The sequence below is a fragment of the Streptomyces sp. NBC_01317 genome (assembly GCF_035961655.1).
Taxonomy (GTDB): Bacteria; Actinomycetota; Actinomycetes; order Streptomycetales; family Streptomycetaceae; genus Streptomyces.
This window is the reverse complement of sequence record NZ_CP108393.1, coordinates 1,109,134-1,131,439: the sequence shown is the minus strand read 5'-3', so window position 1 is coordinate 1,131,439 and position 22,306 is coordinate 1,109,134. Positions and strand designations below refer to the sequence as shown.

At 70.3% G+C, this 22,306-nt stretch carries 11 protein-coding genes, 1 tRNA gene and 3 pseudogenes; 12 read left to right on the top strand and 3 right to left on the bottom strand.

The genetic code is table 11. The annotated features are described in order from the left end of the window. Window positions 1-43: 43 nt before the first annotated feature. Window positions 44-752, bottom strand: a pseudogene (locus tag OG349_RS04795) (transketolase). Window positions 753-886: 134 nt separating this feature from the next. Between OG349_RS04795 and OG349_RS04790 the strand changes: the two are divergent. After that, window positions 887-963: transfer RNA gene (locus tag OG349_RS04790), tRNA-Pro, on the top strand. Window positions 964-1,488: 525 nt separating this feature from the next. Here OG349_RS04790 and OG349_RS34785 read toward each other — a convergent pair. Continuing rightward, window positions 1,489-1,662: pseudogene (locus OG349_RS34785) on the bottom strand (phosphotyrosine protein phosphatase); the annotation flags it as partial. A gap of 345 nt (window positions 1,663-2,007) precedes the next feature. Here OG349_RS34785 and OG349_RS04780 point away from each other — a divergent pair. The 3 genes and pseudogenes from OG349_RS04780 to OG349_RS04770 all read left to right on the top strand — a co-directional run. Further along, window positions 2,008-2,481: pseudogene (locus OG349_RS04780) on the top strand (methyltransferase domain-containing protein); the annotation flags it as partial. A gap of 120 nt (window positions 2,482-2,601) precedes the next feature. After that, the gene (locus tag OG349_RS04775; protein WP_327238443.1) at window positions 2,602-3,717 is read left to right on the top strand and encodes an NAD(P)/FAD-dependent oxidoreductase; all 1,116 of its coding nucleotides are present in this window, start codon (window positions 2,602-2,604) and stop codon (window positions 3,715-3,717) included. 149 nt (window positions 3,718-3,866) lie between these two features. Then, window positions 3,867-5,453, top strand: coding sequence for an N-acyl-D-amino-acid deacylase family protein (locus OG349_RS04770; protein ID WP_327233393.1), 1,587 nt, complete (start codon window positions 3,867-3,869; stop codon window positions 5,451-5,453). A 32-nt stretch (window positions 5,454-5,485) separates the two neighbouring features. Here the strand turns inward: OG349_RS04770 and OG349_RS04765 are convergent, their stop codons facing one another. Next, complete coding sequence (locus tag OG349_RS04765; RefSeq protein ID WP_327233392.1) at window positions 5,486-7,174, bottom strand: PucR family transcriptional regulator; 1,689 nt, start codon at window positions 7,172-7,174, stop codon at window positions 5,486-5,488. Between the two features lie 194 nt (window positions 7,175-7,368). Between OG349_RS04765 and OG349_RS04760 the strand changes: the two genes are divergently transcribed. Genes OG349_RS04760 through OG349_RS04725 form a run of 8 tightly spaced genes read left to right on the top strand, consistent with a single transcriptional unit; the run spans window position 7,369 to window position 21,844 of the window. Then, the gene (locus OG349_RS04760; protein WP_327233391.1) at window positions 7,369-9,060 is read left to right on the top strand and encodes a serine hydrolase; all 1,692 of its coding nucleotides are present in this window, start codon (window positions 7,369-7,371) and stop codon (window positions 9,058-9,060) included. Continuing rightward, complete coding sequence (locus tag OG349_RS04755) at window positions 9,057-10,418, top strand: serine hydrolase domain-containing protein (RefSeq protein WP_327233390.1); 1,362 nt, start codon at window positions 9,057-9,059, stop codon at window positions 10,416-10,418. Before OG349_RS04760 ends, OG349_RS04755 begins: the two co-directional genes overlap by 4 nt. Continuing rightward, the gene (locus tag OG349_RS04750; RefSeq protein ID WP_327233389.1) at window positions 10,322-14,071 is read left to right on the top strand and encodes an indolepyruvate ferredoxin oxidoreductase family protein; all 3,750 of its coding nucleotides are present in this window, start codon (window positions 10,322-10,324) and stop codon (window positions 14,069-14,071) included. The genes OG349_RS04755 and OG349_RS04750 overlap by 97 nt, the downstream gene beginning before the upstream one ends. Next, on the top strand, window positions 14,068-15,657 hold the full coding sequence (locus tag OG349_RS04745; protein ID WP_327233388.1) for an ABC transporter substrate-binding protein: 1,590 nt from the start codon (window positions 14,068-14,070) through the stop codon (window positions 15,655-15,657). The genes OG349_RS04750 and OG349_RS04745 overlap by 4 nt, the downstream gene beginning before the upstream one ends. A 58-nt stretch (window positions 15,658-15,715) precedes the next feature. Next, entirely contained in the window at window positions 15,716-16,714 is a 999-nt protein-coding gene (locus OG349_RS04740) for an ABC transporter permease (RefSeq protein WP_327233387.1), read from the top strand. A 3-nt stretch (window positions 16,715-16,717) separates the two neighbouring features. Next, entirely contained in the window at window positions 16,718-18,715 is a 1,998-nt protein-coding gene (locus tag OG349_RS04735; RefSeq protein ID WP_327233386.1) for a dipeptide/oligopeptide/nickel ABC transporter permease/ATP-binding protein, read from the top strand. Next, window positions 18,712-19,767: an ABC transporter ATP-binding protein gene (locus OG349_RS04730; protein ID WP_327233385.1), complete on the top strand. Its 1,056-nt coding sequence runs from the start codon at window positions 18,712-18,714 to the stop codon at window positions 19,765-19,767. Before OG349_RS04735 ends, OG349_RS04730 begins: the two co-directional genes overlap by 4 nt. Before the next feature lie 7 nt (window positions 19,768-19,774). Next, the gene (locus tag OG349_RS04725; RefSeq protein ID WP_327233384.1) at window positions 19,775-21,844 is read left to right on the top strand and encodes a S9 family peptidase; all 2,070 of its coding nucleotides are present in this window, start codon (window positions 19,775-19,777) and stop codon (window positions 21,842-21,844) included. Window positions 21,845-22,306 lie beyond the last annotated feature (462 nt).

Here is a 22,306-nt window from a genome sequence, read left to right as displayed (position 1 = left end):
CCCGACGAGTCCGTGATTTCTGTACGTATGGACGCGCCGAGGCTCATGACTTGGGCTCGACCTGGGCCACGACCGCCAGGGGAACGCCCTCGTGCGATGCGGTGAAGGCTTCGTGCAACGCCTCGTGATCCCGGCCGTCGACGGTCCGTACCGACCAGCCGGCCGCCTCGAACCGCGCGGCGATCCCGCCGGGCCTGCCGTGGCTGGCGGAGCCGTTGTCGATCACCACGGTGTGGAGCTGCCCGAGCCCGGCGGGCCCGGCGAAGGCGACGGCCTCGTGGTTGCTGCCCTCGTCCAGCTCGGCGTCACCGATCAGCACCCACACCCGGGGGCGGGAGAGGCCCTGGGCCCGCAGCCCGAGCGCGGTCCCCACGGCGAGCGGCAGCCCGTGCCCGAGCGAGCCGCTGCCGATCTCGACCTCGGGCAGCAGCGTCCCGTCGGGGTGGTGGCCGAGGGGCGAGTCGTACGAACCGAACCCGGGGAGCAGCTCCTCGGCCAGGAACCCCTTGGCGGCGAGCACGGCGTAGTACGCCATCGGCCCGGTGCCCCTTCGAGAGCAGGAAGCGGTCGCGGTCACGTGCGCCGACGGTCCCGGGCGTCACCCGCAGGACCCGGTCGTAGAGCACCCAGAGCGTGTCGAGGGTGGAGGTCGCGGCGGGCCCGTGCTTCTCGTCGCCGGTCATCAGGGCCAGCAGCCGGTTCAGATCCTGGTACTCGGACGTCCCGCTCGATCTGCTCGATGTCTTGGTCATGCGCCCACGCTGCAACATGAAGCAAGCTTGAGGTCAAGCCCGCCGCGCGCGGAAAGCGGTTCGTGACCACCGCTTCAAGTGCGGTATTGTTCTCATGCGCGTTCGGCCAGGGGAAACCCCAGGTCAGCGCGGATCGGGACGTGGCGCAGCTTGGTAGCGCACTTGACTGGGGGTCAAGGGGTCGCAGGTTCAAATCCTGTCGTCCCGACCAGCGTTTTCGCAGGTCGCAGGCGGTATCGGAGAAATCCGGTACCGCCTTTCCGTCGTTCGTGGGGACCGGGTGGGGACCGGTTGGTCTGGCGGTGGTGTCCGGGGGCGGTTTGGCTTGTTCCATGACGCGTACGAGGGCCGGAAGGCTGTTCTTGACGGTGGAGCGGCTGTGTTCGTCGGCGATCCAGCCGTGGACGGTGCGGTCGGCGGCGCCGTTGGTGATGATTCGGACGGGGAAGTGTCCGAGGGCGGGCGAAGAACCTGGCGCCCATGCCGTTGGGCTCGTAGATCCCGGTGAGCGGGCCGGTGAGGGGTTCGAGCTGGATGCCTCCGGCCTGGAGCCCGGCGGACAGCGTCATCAGCCCGGCGGCGTCGGGCGCGAGGCGCTTGCGCTCGTGCACGGTGAGCATGACGGGCGTCTCGGGCGCGGCCTCCTTGAACTGGTGGGCCCGGGCGAGCGGCGGCGGTGTCCGGATCCCCCTCTGCCACGGGTGGCGTCAGCGTGGCTGGAGTGCGCCGAGCAGGCGCGGACGCGTCGTTCGATCTCATCCCGGATCGGGCGGACCGCCTCCACGCCCTGCCTGGCCGGGTCGTCGAGCCTCCGATCGAGGAACCGCTTGCGAGGGAGGACGGGGCAGGCGCCGCCGCAGCCCATGGTGATCACCACGTCGGACGCTCGGACGGCCTCGACGGCCTCGACGGCCTCGACGGCCTCGACGGCCTCGACGGCCTCGACGGCCTCGACGGCCTCGACGGCCTCGACGGCCTCGACGGCCTCGACGGCCTCGACGGCCTCGACGGCCTCGACGGCCTCGACGGCCTCGACGGCCTCGACGGCCTCGACGGCCTCGACGGCCTCGACGGCCTCGACGGCCTCGACGGCCTCGACGGCCTCGACGGCCTCGACGGCCTCGACGGCCTCGACGGCCTCGACGGCCTCGACGGCCTCGACGGCCTCGACGGCCTCGACGGCCTCGACGGCCTCGACGGTCAGGACCGTCGGGGTCTGGGCGGACATGCCGATGCCCGCTTCCGCTGTCCCGGCGACCGCGACGCCCTCCCGGCCGAGGCCGTCGCCGCGTCGCTGGGCTGCGGGAACCCGACCACCGTCGCCGACCTGAACGAAGGCGGGCGGGTCCTGGACCTCGGCTCCGGGGGCGGCACTGACGTCCAACTCTCCCCTCGCCGCGTCGGCCCGACCGGGAAGGCGTACGGGCTGGACATGGCCAAGAAGATGCTCGGCCTCGCGCCGGCCGACCGGAACAGGGCCGACGCGACCGACGTCGAGCTGCTCAAGGGCGGCATCGAGGCGATTCCCCTTCTTGCCGCGCCGGTCGACGTGGTCATCTCCAACTGCGTCACCAACCTGTCCACCGACAAGCAGGCCGTCTTCACCGAGATCTATCGGGTCCTGATGCCCGGCGGCCGGATCGGTCCCTCCTACGTCGTCGCCGACGACACCCTCACCCCCGCCCAGCGGGCCGAACGCGGCGACCACGTCGACCGCATCGCGGGCGCCGGGTTGCCGGCCGGCGGTGGTGGCCACCAGCGGGGGCTTGTCGAGAGTGCTGATGCGGGGAGCCGCGATTTTCGCTCCACGCACAAGCCTGGTGGGGGCCATGACTTGGAGAATCGTGGCATGACACGTCAGCGGGTTCTTGTCGTGGGTGGGGGTATGGCCGGTGTGTCGTTGGGCTGTGAACTCGCGCGCGAGCACGATGTGGTGCTCATCGAGGCTGAGCGGTCGCTGGCTGTGCACAGTACGGGGCGGTCGGCTGCGTTGTTTCTGGCCGGGTACGGTCCCGCCGTTGTGAGGGAGCTGACCCAGCGCAGTGAAGCGGAGTTCGTCCGGCTGTCGATGCTGCCCGGGGTCCCCGCGCCGCTGACCCCCCGGGGCGGATTGTTCACCGCGTGGGACGAGTCGAGTGCCGCCGCTCTGGCGGCTCTCGTAGCCGCCCGGCCGACGATGACCACGTTGAGCGCGGATCAGGCGCGGGTGCTGTGTCCCATGCTGCGGGCGGACGGCATGATCGCGTGCGCGTTCGACGCAGACGCGCGGGATATCGATGTCAGTGCTCTGCACTCCTACTATGCGGGGGTACTTCGGCAACGCGGCGGCCAGATCGCCACGGGAGCCCGGCTGGTCGGCGCCGACCGGATCAAGTCACAGTGGCAGGCACGGACTTCGGACGGCCGGAGGTGGGTCGCCGACGTGGTGGTCAACGCCGCGGGGGCGTGGGGGGACGAGGTGGCCGAGTTGTGTGCCGGTGCCGGGTATGGACTGTCCCCGCGGCGGCGCACGGTGGTGATCGCGCGCTCTCCGCGCCCGATTCCGGCTGATTGGCCAGTCGTGGCTGACGCCGCGGAGAGCTGGTATTTCAAGCCCGAGGGCGGGGCACTCCTGCTGTCGCCGTGCGATGAGACGGAGGTGCCGCCCGGCGACGTCAAGCCCGATCCACTCGACGTCGCCTCGGTGCTGGAGCGGGTGAACGCCGTGACCAGGCTGGGATTGCGCAGTGTGCGCACCAGTTGGGCGGGACTGCGGACGTTTGCCCCGGACCGGGCCCCGGTCGTCGGCCCGCATCCGAACGAGCCGGCCTTGTTCAGCTTCGTCGGCCAGGGAGGTTACGGCATTCAGATGGCGCCGGCGTTGGCCCAAGTCGGCGCCGAACTGTTCCGGACGGGCAGCTTGACCGATGCGGTGCTGGCCGCGGCCATCGACCCGCGCAGGACTCAAACCGCCCTTGAGCACTGACGCTCATCAACCCATCGCCGGCAACCTGCCACTGAGGAGTCCGACATGACAGCCCCACCGTTGTCGCCGCGCCGCCGCGCCGGGGACTTGTTGTGCGTCCCCGGTCGGCTCGGTCTCGCCGACTGCGCTCTGGTCCCGGGTGGCGCGCGATGAGCCTGTCGCGGGTGATCCGTCACGGGGTGGTCCACGACGGGCTCGGCGGGGTGCCGCGACTGGCCGACGTCGGAATAGCCGGGGACCGGATCGTGGTGGTCGGCGACATTCCTGTCACCGGCTGTCCGGAGATCGACGCGACCGGGCTCGTCGTCGCGCCCGGGTTGATCAACGTGCTCAGCCACGCGTGGGAGGCGATTCAGCTCGACGGGAGCTGCCGGTCGGATCTGGTGCAGGGGGTGACGACCGAGGTCTTCGGCGAGGGAGTGTCGTTGGGTCCGGCAGGTTCGGAACTCCTCGACATGGTGCCCATGCGGTCCGGTGCGCGGCTGACGTTCCCCCGACTGGGCGACGGCCTGGACCATGTCGAGGCCCAGGGCACGAGCGTGAACGTCGCCTCGTTCATCGGCGGGCAGAATCTGCGGGTGCTGGCCGCGGGGGGCGACGATCGGCCGCTGACGGAGGACGAGTTGAGCATGTTGAGCAAGCTCGTCGAGGACGAGATGGCCGATGGCGCGCTCGGTATCGCGACGTCGCTGATCTACGCGCCGGAGAATTACGCGACCACGGCGGAGCTGACCCGACTGGCCGCGGTGGTAGGGCGGCACGACGGCCTCTACATCTCTCACCTGCGCTCCGAAGGCGACCGCTTCCTCGAAAGCCTGGATGAGTTGATCGAGATCGGTACGGCGGCCCGGTGTCGGGTGGAGGCCTACCACCTGAAGGCCGGCGGTACGCACAATCACCACAAGATGGCCCTGGCGATCGAGCGGATCGACGCGGCTCGGGCCGGCGGCCTCCAGGTCAGCGCCGACATGTATCCCTACGTCGCCGCCTGCACCGACCTGGCGGCGGCGATCCCGCCGCGCTATCACGCGGGCGGGTCGGCGGCACTGCTGGCCCGGCTGGCCGATCCGGCCGTCAGAGACCGGATCATCACGGAGTTGGAGGCGGACTCCGGTGACTTCGAGAATCTGTTCGTCGGGGCTGAGCGGGGGTGCGGCATCGTCTTCCTGCGTGATCTGGCTGACGGCACGCCGGCGGCCGGGCAGACGCTGGCCGAGGTGGCCGCAGCCCGCGGGGCCGCCGGGGCGGCCGCCGCGCTGCTGGATATCGTGCGCGTGGATCCGGCTCAGCAGGTGTGCTACTTCGTGATGTCCGAGCGCAACGTCCAGCTCGGGCTGGTCCAGCCGTGGGTGTCGATATGCTCGGATGCCGAAGCCGTCGGTCCAGGATCGGCGACCGACGAGCTGACGCATCCGCGGGCCTACGGCACTTTCGCCAGGGTCCTTGGCCACTACAGCCGCGATCTGGGCCTGTTTTCGCTCGCCGAGGCGATCCGCAAGATGACCTCGCTGCCGGCGGACACGTTGCGGCTTGCCGATCGCGGTCGCCTGGTCCCGGGCGGATTTGCCGATCTGATCATCTTCGATCCGGCCACGGTGCGTGACCTTGCCCGCTACGACGCCCCGCGCCGGTATGCGACCGGGATGCGACACGTCCTGGTCAACGGTGAGCCGGTGTTGGCCGACGGGCGGGTGCTGTCCGCCCGACCGGGCCGGCGGTTGCGCCGCGCGCGCTGACCCGCCTGTCCGGGTGGTTCCGTCCATCCGGGTCACTCCGCGGGCCGGCGTAGGCCCGGCCCCTCCTGTACGTGGCCCCGGCCAGATGCGCGGGGTGGCTCGTCGGCGGCGGTGGGCTGGTGGGTCTTGAGCCGGATGTCCACCATCAGCGCGAATCGGGTGTCGGCGTCGGCGAGGTCCAGACCGAAGATTTCGTGCAGTCGGCGTAGTCGGTAGCGCAGTGTGTTCGTGTGGATGTGGAGGGCCTTGGAAGCGACGCTCGGGTCACCGAAGGACGCCAGGTACACCCGCAGGGTGGGGCCGTAGGTCACTGCATGAGCCCTGTCGTAGTCATCGATGTCGTCGATGATGCTGCGTCGGCCCGCGCGTCGGCCGGACTCAAGGTCGACCAGGCGGAGCACGCTCACCGCGAGCCCGACCTCACCGACCTCGGCGCAACCGTCGCGGGTGCGGGCAGTGGCCAGGACCTGTAGAACACGGCCCGCCTCCTCCCGGGCCTCGGCCAGTTCGGACAGGCTGAACACCGGGGCGCTGATTCCGATCGCGATCTGTTCCGGGTGGTCCGGTCGCGCCGCCGTTCGGGCCGCCAGCAGCAGGCTGCGTATGGACCGCAGGCTCTCGGCGGGATCCGCGGGTCCTGGGATCACCGCGTAGACCACGTCGTGGATGCGCGCGGTCGCGCTGACGGTGGGGGTGAGTGCGAGCTGCCGAACGAGCGCGCTCGCGCAACGGTCCAGCAGCGCCTCGCTGCTGGACCCGTCGAGCCGGGTGACAGCGACGGCGGCCAACCGGTAGGCGGCGCTGCGCATGCCGATCCGGCGCCCGGCCTCGACCGCCGCTGTATCCCCGCGCAGCAGCAGCGTCATCGTCGCGGCCTGCTGCTGACGTTGGAGATCGGTGACGAGCCGGTGGTGGGCCAACCGGACGGCGATGGAGCGGGCCGCCTCGGCCAGAGTCGCGGTGCGGCGGGCATCGAGGGGGGTGTCGGTGACGGCCCAGATCGAGCCGAGTACTTCGTCGTGCGCGCGCAGCGGGACCACGGTGCGGGAGTTGATCTCCGGAAGGGACGAAGCCAAGAAGAAGGGCTCGGTTTCGGTCAGCATGCGCTTGCCGACACCGAGTCGGCGTACGTGGTCGCGGAACGTGTCCGGAACCTGGTGACCGAGGATCGTCGCGGCCCGGGCTACGTCCACCTCACCCTGCAGGGCGGAGTAGGCGAGCAGCCGCGATTGATTGTCCTCGACGGTGATCGGCGCGCCGAGAGCGTCGGCGAGCGCACCGGCCGCTGAGAACAGGTCGCTGATCACCTCGGAGCCGGTCACGGAGCCGGAGGCCGGTCCTGTCATGGATCCGCTCCGGCCGGTCGGGACCTGTGCGGGCAGCGACGTCGCGATGGCGTGCACGCTCGACCAGCTGCACCGGCTCGGCACCACGAGAAGTGCCACGTCCGCGCTGAGCGCCTCGGCCAGCAGGGCCTGTCCCAGCGGGCCGTCATGACGGAGGAGCAGCGCGGTGGGCCGGGCCGCCGTCAGCTTGAGGGCCAGTGCGGAGGCCGGGCTCACGCCGACGGCGAGCACGAGTTCACCGGCATGGAAGGCCGGCTCCTCCAGAGGGTCGTAGATCACCACTGAGGTGAACTCGACGGCGAGACCGGCGGGGGCAACAGGCGCGCTGATCAGGTCGGAGCCGAGGCGAGTCACAAGATCATGCACCAACGGCACAACGCCACCTCCTTTCCTCCCGGCACACTCTCGCGACCGGCACGGCCTGGCGTGGTGCCTCGCCACCAAACTTCAGTACTGAGTTTGCGCTTCGGCACTAAGACGGCGGTGTGAAGGTGGCTCTAGCGTGTCCGCATGACCGACTACGTTACCCGCTGCCACCTCGGCTGCCGGCGCCCCGGTACGGCACGCTGATGGGCGATATCGACACGATTCGTGCGCTCATCGTCGCCGAGCAGGACCGATTCGCCGTCCCGGGCGTGGCCGTCGCGGTGGTCCAGGACAACACCGTGACGTTGTGCGAAGGATTCGGCCACGCCGACCTCGACACCGGTGAACCGGTCACCGCCGACACACACTTCCCGCTGGCCTCCGACACCAAGGCGTTCACCGCGGCCACCGTCTGCCTGCTCGCCGACGAGGGGCTGCTCGACCTCGACGGCCCGGTCCGCGAGGTGCTGCCCTGGTTCGAGATGCACCATCGGCACGCTACGGAACTGGTCACGCCGCGGGACCTGCTGAGCCACCGTACCGGTCTGCCCCGCCACGACCTGGTCTGGTTCGGCGACAATCCGATGTCGCTGGAGGAGATCACTCGCCGGCTACGGCATTTGCCGTTGTCGCGGCCGTTGCGGACCGAATGGGACTACAACAACCTGGGCTACATAGCCGCTGGGCATCTCGTCGAAGCTGTGACCGGCACCTCGTGGCGGGACACAGTCACCGCTCGCTTGTTGGCACCGTTGGAGATGAGCAGCACGGTCTTCTCGGTGCAGGATCCGGGCATCAGGCAGCTCGCCCACCCCTACAAGGCCGCCGAAGAAGGCTTCGTCCGACAGGCGCTACCCGCGCAGGCGACCGCGGAGAAGGCCGGCCCGGCGGGCGGTCTGGTGTCCACCGTCGCCGACCTGGCCCAGTGGCTCCTGGCCCGCCTGGGCCAGCGCCCCGATGTGCTGACCGCCGCGGCCGTGGACCAATTGCATCGACCGGCCATGCTCGGCGGCATCAGTATCGAGATGTTCGACGAGATCACCTCCGTCGGATATGGCCTGGGCTGTCAGGTGGAGAGCTACCGCGGTCGCCGGATCGTCCATCACGGCGGCAACATCGTCGGCTTTTCCTCCGATGTCTGTCTCGTTCCCGGGTCCGGGATCGGCATCGCTGTCCTGACCAATATGGACAGCAGTTACCTCCGGCTGCCGCTGATGTACGCGATCATCGATCAGCTCCACGGCGACACCGACGTGGGCTGGGGCGAACGAATCCATCAGCTTCAGACCGCGCTCAGCGCCGGTCACGACGATGCCCGCGCCCATCGCGAGGCGCGCGCGTCCGGCGCGCCCGTCACCCGTGCCCTTGCCGAGTTCGCCGGCACCTACCTCCACCCGGCCTACGGTGAGCTGACTGTGCGCGTCGAGGGCGACCGGCTCGTTCCCGACTTCCATGACGTGCCCGCAGATCGGATCCGGCTCATCCATCGAGGCCACGACGCGTGGGACCTGGAGTTCGTCGCGGACGAGAGCCTCTGCCCGCTGGTCTTCACCCAGGACACGAACGGCGAGATCACCGGCCTGGCCGCCACGCTCGAACCGGCGGTCGCCCCGGCCGTCTTCGTCCGCCGCCCCGGGCCGGTAGCGGTGACACTGCTGGAGGCGATGGCGGGCACGTACGAGATGGGCCCCACCACACTGGTCATCCATCGCCGCGGCGACGAGCTTGCCGCCACCTCCAGCATCCTCGGAGATCTGGTCCTGACCCCCAGCGGCGGCACCTCCTTCCGCTGTCCGACCCTGCCGGGCATCGATATCACCGCCGAGCTGGGCCCGGACGAGGCCGTGGCCCGCATCGTCGTCGACCAGGTCGGCATCTTCGTCCCGGCGTCATGATGGATGCCGCCGCGCTGCACAAGCGCCTTACCGTCCTGACCGACCGCCACCACGTCGTCGGAGCCAGCCTCGCCCTTGCCGTCGGCGAAGACACGACGCTGACCGCGACCGGCGTGCTGAACCTGCGCACCGGCGCACCTGTCACCAGCGACAGTGTGTTCCAGATCGGCAGCATCACCAAAGTCTGGACCGCCACCCTGGCCATGCAACTCGTCGACGAAGGCCGCCTGGACCTCGACGCTCCGGTCAGCACCTACCTGCCCGACTTTCGTGTACGCGACGAGCAGATCACCACGGGGGTGACCACCCGTCATCTGCTCAACCACACCAGCGGCATCGCTGGAGACTTCTTCGCCGACACCGGCCGCGGCGACGATGCTGTCGCCCGCTACGTCACCCAGATGGCCGACCTGCCCGCAAGCCACCCCCTGGGCGAGACCCAGAGCTACAGCAACTCCGGATTCGTGGTGCTGGGGCGCCTGGTGGAAGTCCTGCGCGGCGACACCTGGGACGCGGTGCTCCGCGAACGCCTGCTCGACCCGCTCGGCCTCAGCAGGGCAGGAACCCTCCCTGAGCAGGCATTGCTGTGGGGCAGCGCGGTCGGGCACTTCGGCGCCGAGGTCACCGACCAGTGGGGGCTGCCGCGTGCGATCGGACCAGCCGGCCTGATCCACGCACGTGCGACAGACCTGATCACCTTCGCCCGCATGCACCTCGCCGACGGCGTCGGCCCGTCCGGGGCACGCGTCTTGTCGGCCGAGGCCGCACGGGCTATGCGAGAGCCCCAGGCATCGCTGCTCGAACCCTGGACGACCGGATCGCACGTGGGCCTGGGCTGGATGTTGAACGACTGGGGCCGACCGGTGTTCGGCCACGACGGGCAGACGCTGGGCCAGACCGCGTACCTGTGCGTCGTGCCCGGCGCGGTGCCGGTGGCTGTCGCGCTCCTCACCAACGGCAACGACTCCCACCAGCTCTACGAGGACCTATTCGGCGAACTGCTCGCCGAACACGCGGGTGTCACCATGCCGGCGCCGCTGCAACCGCCGACGCAGCCGATACCTCAAGGATCTGCCGACATCGTCGGCACCTACGATCGCGCGCTGATGAGCTTTGACGTACACGATCGTGGCGGCGAGCTGGTTCTGATCGCACGGCCGAGCGGTGTCCTGGCCACGTCACTGGGCACCGACCGGCTCGAGGCCCCCCTCGTCCCGTTCGCCCCGGAGTCGTACCTCACCCGGGTCCCGGGCCGACCGGGATGGCTGCCGGTCGTGTACTACCGGCTGGCCGACGGAACCGACTACCTGCGGGTCGGCGACCAGGCTGCCCGACGCGCGGCAGGCCCGCCGTCATGACCGGTCACGAGCCACCTTCCCCCGCGGCGGCGCCCGCCGCGCAGCCCCGCCGCCCTTCCCGGTCAACGCGTAGCGGCTCAGCCGACCAGCGCTCCCTCGCGGACCGGTACCTCGCCGAATCGGGCACCGTCCACCTCAGCGGTGTGCAGGCCCTGACTCGGCTGGCGCTGGACGTACGCCGCGCCGACACGCGCGCGGATCACCGCGGCGCGCTCTACATCTCCGGCTACGAGGGTTCCCCGCTCGGCGGCTACGACCTCGAACTCGGCAAACACGCCGGACTGCTCGACGAGCACGACATCGTCTTCCGCCCGGCTGTCAACGAAGAGCTGGCCGCGACCGCCGTCGAGGGCACCCAGCTCGCCTCGACCCGCGGCGACAAGCGAGTCGAGGGCGTGACCGGGTTCTGGTACGGCAAGTCACCCGGCGCGGACCGTGCCGCCGATGCGCTGCGGCACGCCAACCTGTGCGGCACCCACCGCGCCGGCGGCGCGGTGGCCCTCGTCGGCGACGACCCGACCGCCAAGTCCTCGACCGTGCCCGGGGCGTCCGAGATGCTGCTCGCAGACCTGGGCATCCCCACCCTGTACCCGACCGGCCCGCAGGAGGTCCTCGACTTCGGCCTGCACGCCGTCGCGCTGTCCCGCGCCAGCGGCCTGTGGGCGGCGTTGAAGATTGTCACCAACGTCGCCGACGGCGCCGGCGCCGTTCAGGTCGACCCGGACCGGCTGACCCGCACAGCCCCGGGTTTCGAGATCGACGGCGTGCCCTTCACCCACACCGTCACCGCGAAACTGGCCGGACCCGCCCTGCTGGAACTCGAACGCAGCCGCAACGGGCCCCGCCTCGAACTCGCCTGCCGCTACGCCCGGCTCAATGCCCTCAACACCGTCACCGGTGCTACCGGCGACGCCCGGATCGGGATCATCGCGGCCGGCAAGTCCTACGCCGACCTCCGCCAAAGCCTGCGCATGCTCGGCCTGGACGCCGACGAGCTTTCCCGGCGCGGTATCCGCCTTCTGCACCTGGGCATGATCTGGCCGCTCGAACCCGACATCGTCGCGCGGTTCGCCTCCGGGCTGACCGAGATCATTGTCGTTGAGGAGAAGCGGCCCTTCCTTGAGACCGCGGTCAAAGAGCTGCTCTACAACCAGCCCGACCCCCCGCGGGTAACCGGTAAACAGGCGCCCGACGGCAGTGCGCTGCTGCCGGCCCACGGCGAACTCGGCCCCGAGTCGATCGCTGCCGCGCTCGCCGACCGCATCCTCGCCCACCTCGACGCGCCCAGCGTCGCCGCGTGGCGCGACGGCAACCGTCCGCGCACGCCCCGGACCTTGCTGCCGTTGGCCGTCCGTACCCCCTATTTCTGCTCAGGATGCCCGCACAACAGCTCCACCAAGACGCCGGCCGGGTCCCTGGTCGGCGCCGGCATCGGCTGCCACGGGCTGGCACTGCTCATGGACCCCGGCCTCGTCGGGGAGATTACCGGCCTGACCCAGATGGGCGGCGAAGGCGCCCAATGGCTGGGCATGGCACCGTTCCTCGACCGCACCCACCTGCTGCAGAACATCGGCGACGGCACCTTCCACCACTCCGGCAGCCTCGCCGTACGCGCCGCCGTCGCCGCCGGCGCGCACATCACCTACAAGCTGCTGTACAACTCCGCCGTCGCCATGACCGGCGGTCAGCAAGCCCAAGGACAGATGAGCGTCGCCGAGATCGCGCACTCCATGACCGCCGAGGGCGTCAAGAAGATCATCATCACCACCGACAACCCCCGTTCCTACCGTCGCCTGAGCCGGCAGCGCCGGGCGCTGCCGCGCGGCGTCGAGGTGTGGCACCGCGACCGGCTGGTGCAGGCGCAGGAGACGCTTGCCGCGATCGGCGGCGTCACCATGCTCATCCACGACCAGGAGTGCGCGACCGAGCTCCGCCGCAAACGCAAGCGGGGCCTCGCCCCGGACCCGGCGCAACGGGTCTTGATCAACGAACGGATCTGCGAGGGCTGCGGCGACTGTGGGGTCCAGTCCAACTGCCTGTCGGTCCAGCCGGTGGACACCCAGTTCGGCCGCAAGACCCGGATCGACCAGTCCTCCTGCAACAAGGACTTCTCCTGTCTCAAGGGCGACTGTCCGTCGTTCATGACCATCACCCCACGCCCGGCCCGATCGGCCCGACGCGCCACCACTACGACCACCACGCCGTCCGCCCGGCGAGATACCCGGGCGGAGTCCGGGGTGGATCAGGCGTCGCTGCCGGCCCCGCCGGGATCACCACTGCCCGCGAAGGGGCAGCACACCACCCGGATTCTGGGCATCGGAGGCTCCGGCGTGGTCACCGCCTCCCAGATCCTGAGCGCCGCAGCCACGGCAGCCGGCCTGCACGTCCAGTCACTCGACCAGACCGGGCTGGCCCAGAAAGGCGGCGCGGTCGTGTCCGACATCAAGGTCAGCCGCGCCGAGCCGCAAGGTGCGAACAAGGCCGCCGTCGGCGAGGTCGACCTTTATCTGGGCGCCGACCTGCTCGTCGCCGCAGACCCCGCGCATCTGAGTGCGACCGACCCCGACCGGACCGTCGCCGTCGTGGCCACCGCGAAGGTTCCGACCGGCACGATGGTCGCCGACGTCACCGCGACCTTCCCCGAGGTCCCCGGGCTCACCGACCTCATCAGCGCGCGCACCGACGCCACGAGGAACGTCTTCTTCGACGCCCGTGCCGTCTCCGTTGCCCTGTTCGGGCACGACCAGTTCGCCAATCTGCTGCTGGTGGGCGCGGCCTACCAGTCCGGGCTCCTCCCGATCCCGGCCGAGGCGATCGAGCAGGCCATCGAACTCAACGACGCCCAGGTCGAGACAAACATCCAGGCGTTCCGGCGCGGGCGCCAGCTCATCAGCGACCCCCGCGCCTTCGGGGTCGCAGCCGGACTGCTCCCCACCGACACCCTCGCCGCGCCGCCGCTCACGCCCTCGGCACAAACGCTGGTGCGGCTCGTCGCCGCGCCGCCGGCAAGCGAGCTGTCGCGGCTGATCACTGTCCGAGTTCCGGATCTGGTCGCGTACCAGAGCCCCGGCTACGCCCGGACCTACGCGGAGTTCGTCGAGCGGGTCCGACGAGCCGAGGCCGAGCACACACCGGGATCCACCCTTGTCGCCGAGGCAGTCGCCCGACATCTGCACAAGCTGATGGCCTACAAGGACGAATACGAGATCGCCCGGCTCAGTCTCGCGCCGGATGTCCGTGAGGCACTCGCGGCCCAGTTCGGCCCGGACATCGCCGTCGCCTACCGGCTGCACCCGCCGCTGCTGCGGGCGCTCGGTCTGCGTCACAAGCTCAGCCTCGGCGCCTGGTTCACCCCCGCTTTCCGCGCCCTCGTCACCTTGCGCCGGCTGCGCGGAAAGTGGCTGGACCCCTTCGGCCACACCGAGGTCAGACGGGTCGAGCGCGGACTCGTCACCGAGTACCGCGACGTCATCGAGGCGGCCCTGACCCATCTTGGACCGGGCAACGCTGACCTCGTCGTCCAGCTCGCGAACCTGCCCGACGGCATCCGCGGCTACGAATCGATCAAGCTGCGCAGCATCGACACGTACCACCAGCAACTGGCGGCGACACGCCTCCACCTCACGCAATCAACGAACGGGAGAGCGGCATGAAACTGATTGCAGCGGTCGCCGGCGTGTGTATCGGCGCACTCGTCCTGACGGGATGCAGCAGCAGCACCAAGAACCGTTCCTCCTCAAGCGCGAAGCCGGTCGACGGCGCAACATTCACCGCGGCGTTGGCAGCCGATCCCGGCAACCTCGACCCGCAGGGATCACTCACCGGCAACGTGACTGAGATCAGCCCGTTCGCCTACGACCCTCTGGTCAACGAGACCACCACCGGTACGATCGTCTCCGGCCTCGCGCGCAGCTGGAAAGTGACCGGGAACCAGGCAGTGCTGACCCTGCACAAGGCGATCACCTGCTCCGACGGCTCCGCCTTCACCGCCGCCGACGCCGCGTCGAACATCAACTACGTCGCCGACCCGAAGTCCAAGAGCCCGTTCCTCGGGCTCTACTTGCCCACCGGTTCGCACGCCACGGCCGACGCCGGCGCGGCAACGGTCACCTTGACCACGCCCACCGCTTCGCCGTTCCTGCTCAACGGACTGGCCAACCTCCCGATGGTCTGCGCGGCGGGCATGAAAGACCGCGCCACGCTCGCTCACCGAACCGAGGGCACAGGGCCGTACCAGCTCAGCCAAGCCTCGCCCGGCGATCAGTACGCCTACACCAAACGCAGCGGCTACACCTGGGGTCCCGGCGGCGCCGGCACCGCGACCCGGGGGCTACCGGCCAAGGTCGTCTTCAAGATCATCCCGAACGTGACCACCGCCGCGAACCTGCTGCTGTCCGGAGGGCTGAACGCGGCGACGATCTACGGCGCGGACGCCCAACGACTGAGCGCGGCCCATCTGTTCTCCAGCGACCGGACGAACCTCATCGGCGAAATGTGGTTCAACCAGTCCAAGGGCCACGAAGCCGCCGACCGGTCGGTCCGGCTCGCGTTGACCCAGGCGCTGGATCTGGCCCAACTCCAGAAGGTCCTCACCGCGGGAACCGGCGCACCGGCGACGACGCTCGCGGCGAGCCCGCCGGTCGCCTGTCCCGGGCACTCGGTCCGGGACGCACTCCCGGCCCATGACCTTGCCAAGGCCGGGCAGTTGCTGGATCAAGCCGGATGGACGAAGGGTTCCGGCGGCGTCCGGTCGAAGGACGGAAAAAGCCTGTCACTCACCTTCGTCTACGACACCGCAGCGGGCTCCGCCGGGTCGGCCGCCGCCGAACTCGCGGTCTCCGTGTGGAAGCGGCTCGGGGTGAAGGTCACCGCGAAACCGCAGGACTCGACCGCGATCGGCACCACCCTGTTCAGCACCGGCGACTGGGACATCGCCTGGGAGCCGGTGGGGGTCAGCAGCCCTGATCAGCTCGTGCCTTTCCTCTCCGGCCCCACTCCACCGAACGGCAACAACTTCGCCGGCATCACCAACGCCGCCTACAGCTCGGCCGTCACGAAGGCGTCGGCTGTCTCCGGTACCGCGGGCTGCGCCAACTGGCTCAAGGCGGAGGCGAACGTGGTCAGCGCCGCCGATGTCATCCCCTTCGCCAACCAGATCGTCAAAACCTTCGGCAGCGGGGCCAGGTTCGGCCAGAGCCTGTCGCTGATCCCCACCAGTATCCGCATGCTCGCCCGCTGACACCGCAAGCGCGCACCGCCCGCCGGACAGCGAAGACCGAGGAGTCGGAGAGGAACACGTGGCAGTCAACGTCACCGCGGTATCACCGCGAGCGGTCTCGGGCGTCATAAACAACCCGTGGGTCAGGTTCGCGGCGCGCCGCGCCGGCCGGCTGGTCGCCTCGCTGTGGCTGCTGATCACCGCGTCGTTCCTGATCATTCATCTGATCCCGGGCGATCCGGTGCGGGCGGCGCTCGGCCCGACAGCCCCGGCCGCCCTCGTGAGTGCGCGGCGCCAGGCGCTGGGTTTGAACGATTCGTTGTGGCTGCAGTACACGCACTACCTGCGCGGTGTGTTCACCGGCGACCTCGGCACGTCGATCACCTTGCAGATGCCCGTCTCCGAGGTGATCAATACGCGGATACCGGCCACGCTGGAGCTTGCGGTGCTGGCTTTTCTGGTCGCTGTCGCAGTGGCTGTGCCGCTCGGAGTGGTGATAGGCGTACTGACTCGCGGCGTCCGTTCTCGCCGCACCGAGCTGGCGTTCACCTCGACCAGCGTCGTGCTGGGAGCCATCCCGGATTTCCTGCTCGGCGTCCTGCTCGTCTACGTTTTCGGTGTCCGGCTGGGCTGGCTGCCCGTCGCCGGCAAGTCCGGCGTCGACTCGTTCATCTTGCCGGTGCTCTCGCTCGCGATCGGTCCCGCGGCGATCCTGTCGCGGATCCTCCGGGTGGAGATGGTCCGGGTGCTGCAGGCCGACTTCGTACGCACGGCGCGGGCCAAGCGTCTGCCCGCGTTCACCATCTACCTCCGACACGCCCTCCCGAACGCGCTCACCGCCGTGCTCACCCTGGCCGGACTGCTGCTCGGCGCCCTCGTCGCCGGCACGGTGCTGGTCGAGAACGTCTTCGCCTGGCCCGGGCTGGGCAGCGAGATCGTTCACTCCATCCTGGCCAAGGACTACCCGGTCGTACAAGCGATCGTGCTTGCGTACGGCATCGGCGTCCTCGCCGTGAACCTGGCCGTCGATGTGGCGCTGGCGCTGCTCGACCCGCGCTCGACAATCCGGGAGAGCTGACCGATGGCTGCGACCCCCACGATCAGTGCCCCCGCCGGCCGGCTCCGCCGCCCGCGCAGCGATGCCTCCTCGCGCTGGCTGACCGTGCTGCGCACGCCCGTCGCCGCCGGTGCGGGCCTGTTGTTGGCCGCAGTGCTCGTTCTCGCGATCATCGCCCCGATCGTGTGGTCGCACCGGGCGAACGCGATCGACACCAACAACATCCTGCAAGGCCCGTCCTCCGCACACTGGGTGGGCACCGACAACCTGGGGCGCGACCTGTTCTTCCGGGTGCTGGTCGCCACCCGGCTCTCCGTCGAGCTGGCCGTCCTGGCGACGGCGATAGCGGTCCTGGTCGGCCTGGCCCTCGGCGCGGCACCGAGCCTGGCCGGGCGCCGCACGGCGGGCCTGTTCGCAGCCGTGGTGAACCTTGCCGTCGCGTTCCCGGCGCTGCTGCTGGCGCTGTTCTTCGCCGTGATCTTCGGCGTCGGCATGAAAGGGGCGGTCCTGGCGATCGGCTTCGCCGGGGCACCGTGGTTCGCCCGGCTGGTCCAGACGCTGGTGGCCGGCGTCAGCGAACAGGACTTCGTGGCCGCCGCCCGCGTGGCCGGTGTGGGCCGGCTACGCGTGTTGTATCGGCACGTCCTGCCCAACATCGCCGAACCGTTGATCGTGAACGCGACCATCGGGGCCGGCAGCGCGCTGCTGTCCTTCGCCAGCCTGTCGTTCCTCGGCCTCGGCGTGCAGGACCCGCACTACGACTGGGGCAAGCTGCTCAACGACGGGCTCACCGGCATCTACTCACAACCCGTCGCGGCGCTGGCCCCCGGCATCGCGGTCATCGTCGCCGGGCTCGCGTTCAACCTGTTCGGCGAGGCAGTGGCCAAGGGGATGGGGCTGAACACGACGATCAGCCGCATTCCGTCGGTCCGACAGAAGCCCGGGCGGCCCCACCCGGCGACACAGCCGGTACCGGTCACTCCCGACGTCGTGCTCGACGTCCACGACCTGTCGGTGACCTTCGGCGGCAGTCAGGGGCCGGTACGCCCGGTCCGGGGGGTGAGCTTCACCGTGCACCGCGGGGAGGCTGTCGGAGTGGTCGGGGAATCAGGCTCCGGCAAGTCTCTGACCGCACTTGCCGTCACCCGGCTCATCGAAGAACCCGGCCGGGTCGACGCTGAACGGCTGCGGTTCCTGGGTGCAGACCTGCTCACCGGCACGGTCCGCGCGCACCGCCACCTGCTGGGCACCTCCCTGGGCATGGTGTTCCAGGACCCGACGAGTTCCTTCAACCCGACCCAGCGGATCGGGCCGCAGTTGGCCGAGGCCGCCCGCCACCACCACGGCATGACCAGACGCCAAGCGAGTGCCCGAGCTGTGGACATGTTGCGGGCGGTGCGGGTGCCCGCCGCCGAACGACGCGCGCGGCAATACCCCCACGAGTTCTCCGGCGGCATGCGCCAGCGCGCGATGATCGGCATGGGGTTGACCGGTCGGCCGGCTCTGATCGTCGCCGACGAACCGACGACCGCACTCGACGTCACGGTGCAACGCCAGGTACTGGAGTTGCTGCAATCCGTACGCGCAGCGCAGGACACCGCCATCGTGTTCATCAGCCACGACATCACTGTCGTCAGCCAGCTGTGCGACCGAATCATGGTCATGTACGCCGGCCGGATCGTGGAGGACCTGCCCGCCGCCGAACTGACCACCGCCGCCCGCCACCCCTATACGCGTGCCCTTGTCGCGGCCGTTCCGGACATGCACACCGACCTGAACCGGCCGCTCATGGTGATTCCCGGCCGCCCCGTACTACCGACCGATGTGCCGCAGGGGTGCGCGTTCGCGCCGCGCTGCCCGCTGGCCGACGCACACTGCACCGAGGCCGACCCGCCCCTGGATACCGACGAGGCGGGCCGGCGGGTGGCCTGCTGGCACGCCGGGGAACCGATCCCGAGCGGGAACGGCGACGAGCGACCCGACCGTCGGCGCGCCGCCAACACGGCAGGAGACCGGGCATGAGCGAACTCCGCTTCGAGGACGTCACCATCCGCTACGGCCAGGCCCGGCGTGGGGTGACCGCGGTGGACCGGGTGAGCCTGACCATCCCGGACAGCCAGGTCGTCGGCCTGGTCGGGGAGTCCGGCTCGGGCAAGTCCACCCTGGCCAGAGGCGCGGTCGGCCTGACCCCGTTGCACAGCGGCCGGATACTGCTCGACGGCCGACCGGTGCACCACCGCGGCGGCGGCCGTCGGCCCGTGCAGATGATCTTCCAGGATCCCTACTCGTCGCTCGACCCGCGCATGACCGTCGGGGCGACCATCGCCGAGACCGTCCCCCGGCGCCGACCCGGCGGCCAGCCGGTGGACCGGTGCCGCGAGACAGCCCGACTACTTGACATGGTCGGGTTGGAAGCCGCTCGCGCCCACGACTATCCCGCACAACTGTCCGGGGGGCAGCGTCAGCGAGTGGCCCTGGCTCGCGCGCTGGGCGCTGCCCCCGAGGTCGTGATCGCCGACGAGATCACCTCCGCGCTCGACGTCTCGGTGCAGGGCGCCGTGCTCAACCTCGTACGCGACCTGCAGCGCGAGACGGGGACCTCGATGCTGTTCATCTCGCACAACCTGGCTGTGGTGCGCTATGTCGCGACGAGCATCGCCGTCATGTACCTGGGCCGGATAGTCGAGCACGGCCCGACCGCCGACGTCCTGAACGAGCCCCAGCACCCCTACACCCGCGACCTGTTGGCCGCGCTGCCCGACCCCGGCCACACCGGCCTGTCGGTGCTCGGCCCACTGCCCGGTGACCACCAGGACCCCGCAGTGGTCGAGGCCGCCCAGGCCGAACCGGCCGACCCGCACCACCCGCCCGCAGGCTGCCGCTACCACCCACGGTGCCCGATCGGGCCGCTCACCCGTCCCGACCGCGACATCTGCCGCACCGTCGAACCCACCAGCCGGCACAGCAACCGGGCGGCCTGCCATTTCGCCGCCGACCTGGCAGGAGCGACCGCGAGGACGTCTCCCTCCCAGGCCCGTCCTGACCGCACCCCTACTGAAGGACACCACCCATGACGGCACCTTGGACGAGGAGGAGCGGGCCGTGGCCGCAGGCGTAAGCCGGGGGCAGCTCGGCATCGCCGATCTCACCGGCATCGAGGTTCCCGAACAGCCGGCGCTGTCGCCGGACGGCACGCAGACCGCCTACGTGGTGCGGTCGGCCGACGTCGACAACGACCGGACGATTCGCCGGCTCTGGCTCGTCGGGGCGGTCGACGGTGCGGCGCGGCAACTCACCCGCGGCCCCGACGACACCTCGCCCCAGTGGTCCCCGGACGGAACCCGGTTGGTTTTCGTACGCGCACAAGCCGACGACCCGGGGCAGTTGTGGCTGCTGCCCACCGACGGCGGCGAACCCGAGCAGCTCACGAAGCTCCCACTCGGGGCCGGCGCGCCGCAGTGGAGTCCGACCGGCACACAACTCGCCTTCACCGCCCCCGTCGACATCACCGGCCCCGTCGGAACGACCCACCCGGTCCAGGCCGCCGGAACAGGTGAGGACGATGCAACAGCGGCCGGACAAGGCACAGCTCCGGTGGTCGCCGACCGGTTGGACTACCAATCCGACGGCACCGGCCTGGTGCGCTCGATCCGCCGACACGTCCACGTGCTCGATCTCGGTACGCGACAATGCCGTCAGGTGACCGATGGGGACTGGAACGCGGGCGAGCCGGCCTGGTCACCGGACGGGACAAGGCTGGCCTTCGCCGCCGGCATGGCCCCGGACCGCGACGTGACGCTGCGCACCCCCGCCCACGTACTGGACCTGGGCGTGGCGAACGCCACGCCGGTCGCGGTCGGGCCGGCCGACTCGGTGGCCGGCCCGCTCATCTGGACGGCGGATGGCAAGGCGCTGCTGGTCGTCGGCCATCGCGGCGCGCCGGTAGGTCATGCCGGGCTGCTGCGCGTCCCACTCCGCGCAGGTGAACCTGCCGACGACATCGACGAAGTGATCGACCTGGCCGCGCCGCTGGACCGTAACGTCATGCCGGGCGCCCCGGCCTACCCGGGGGCGCTGCCGGTTTTGACCGACGCCGGGCGCACGGTGCTGTTCTGTGTCCGGGATCGCGGCTGCTCCCACCTGTATGCCGTGGGCGTCGGCGGCGGCAAGCCCCGACTGATCCTGGGCGGGGAGGGCCGCAACGTGTCGGGCCTGTCAGCGCGCGGGTCGAGGGCGGCGCTCGTGGTGAACAGTCCGGGTTCCTTCGGCGAGATCGTCACCGTTGACATCCGTTCGACGGCCGAGGCGGTCCGTTCTTCCCACGGCGCGCGTCAGGCCGGTTCGAGGATGTATCGGCGGGTGGAGCGGGAGTTCACGATCTCCGACGGCGCCGTGGTCCAGGGCTGGCTGATGCGCAGGCCGGACGCCTCGGGCGGGCGGCAGCCGCTGCTGCTGGACATCCACGGCGGCCCGCACAACGCCTGGAACGCCGCCGCCGACGACGTCCACCTCTACCACCAGGATCTCGTCGCCCGCGGTTGGTCGGTCCTGCTGCTCAACCCCCGCGGCAGCGACGGCTACGGCGAGCGGTTCTACAACGCGACGATCGGCGCCTGGGGGCTGGCCGACGAGAAAGACTTCCTCGAACCGCTTGACGCGCTCGTGGCCGAGGGCATTGCCGACCCGAAGCGACTCGCCGTGACCGGCTACAGCTACGGCGGGTTCATGACCTGCTACCTGACCGGCCGCGACACCCGCTTCGCCGCGGCAGTCGCCGGCGGACTGGTCAGCGACCTGGCCAGCATGGTCGGCACGTCGGACGAGGGGCACTTCATCAGCGCCTACGAACTCGACGCGCCGGCGTGGGCCGACCCGGCCCGCTATGCCGCGATGTCGCCGCTGACACGGGTCGATCAGGTACGCACGCCGACGCTGATCGTCCATGGCGCGGCGGACCTTCGCTGCCCGGTGGGCCAAGCCCAGCAGTGGCACACCGCGCTGCGCGAGCAGGGCGTGCCGACCCGGCTGGTGCTCTACCCGGGCGGTTCGCATCTGTTCACGTTCGACGGCCCGCCCTCGCACCGCCTCGACGTCAACCGGCGCATCGTCGACTGGCTCGAACGATATGCCGGCGACGCCGAGGCCGGCTGACGTGAGCAGTGCTGCCCTGGTCGCCCGGACGGGGTCGGCTCCGGTGATCATCCGTGATCTTCGGCTTCGGTGTGCCGAGCGGCGACGCCGTGAGCGCCGACTACCTGGGATGCTCTCGCCCGGCCGGCACGACCGCTGCGGCCTGCGCCCACATCGCCGGTGTCATACCCCGTGGCCAGGACGTGCTCAGACGGCCGGCAGCAGGCACAACACGGCGGACACCGCCGCGCGCATGCTCCGCACCACCAGGGACCGGGTCACGGCACCGGATGCCGCCGTGCGGCAGGGCACCCCGCGAACTCGAAGACCCTGGCGTCTCGCGCATCCCCTCCACTAGGGCGTGTCCGCAAAGTGGCGTCTGGCTCGCGGCGTCTGGCACGCGCGCTCGCGGCGTTGTCGGACCGAGCGAGTACATCCAGTACACGCTCGGTCCTCCGCCTTGCGATCGCACGCACCAGACGC

Coding starts and splice junctions, on each gene's coding strand:
- OG349_RS04775 (WP_327238443.1), top strand. CDS start 2,602: ATGACACGTCAGCGGGTTCTTGTCGTGGGTGGGGGTATGGCCGGTGTG.
- OG349_RS04770 (WP_327233393.1), top strand. CDS start 3,867: ATGAGCCTGTCGCGGGTGATCCGTCACGGGGTGGTCCACGACGGGCTC.
- OG349_RS04760 (WP_327233391.1), top strand. CDS start 7,369: ATGGGCGATATCGACACGATTCGTGCGCTCATCGTCGCCGAGCAGGAC.
- OG349_RS04755 (WP_327233390.1), top strand. CDS start 9,057: ATGATGGATGCCGCCGCGCTGCACAAGCGCCTTACCGTCCTGACCGAC.
- OG349_RS04750 (WP_327233389.1), top strand. CDS start 10,322: ATGGCTGCCGGTCGTGTACTACCGGCTGGCCGACGGAACCGACTACCT.
- OG349_RS04745 (WP_327233388.1), top strand. CDS start 14,068: ATGAAACTGATTGCAGCGGTCGCCGGCGTGTGTATCGGCGCACTCGTC.
- OG349_RS04735 (WP_327233386.1), top strand. CDS start 16,718: ATGGCTGCGACCCCCACGATCAGTGCCCCCGCCGGCCGGCTCCGCCGC.
- OG349_RS04730 (WP_327233385.1), top strand. CDS start 18,712: ATGAGCGAACTCCGCTTCGAGGACGTCACCATCCGCTACGGCCAGGCC.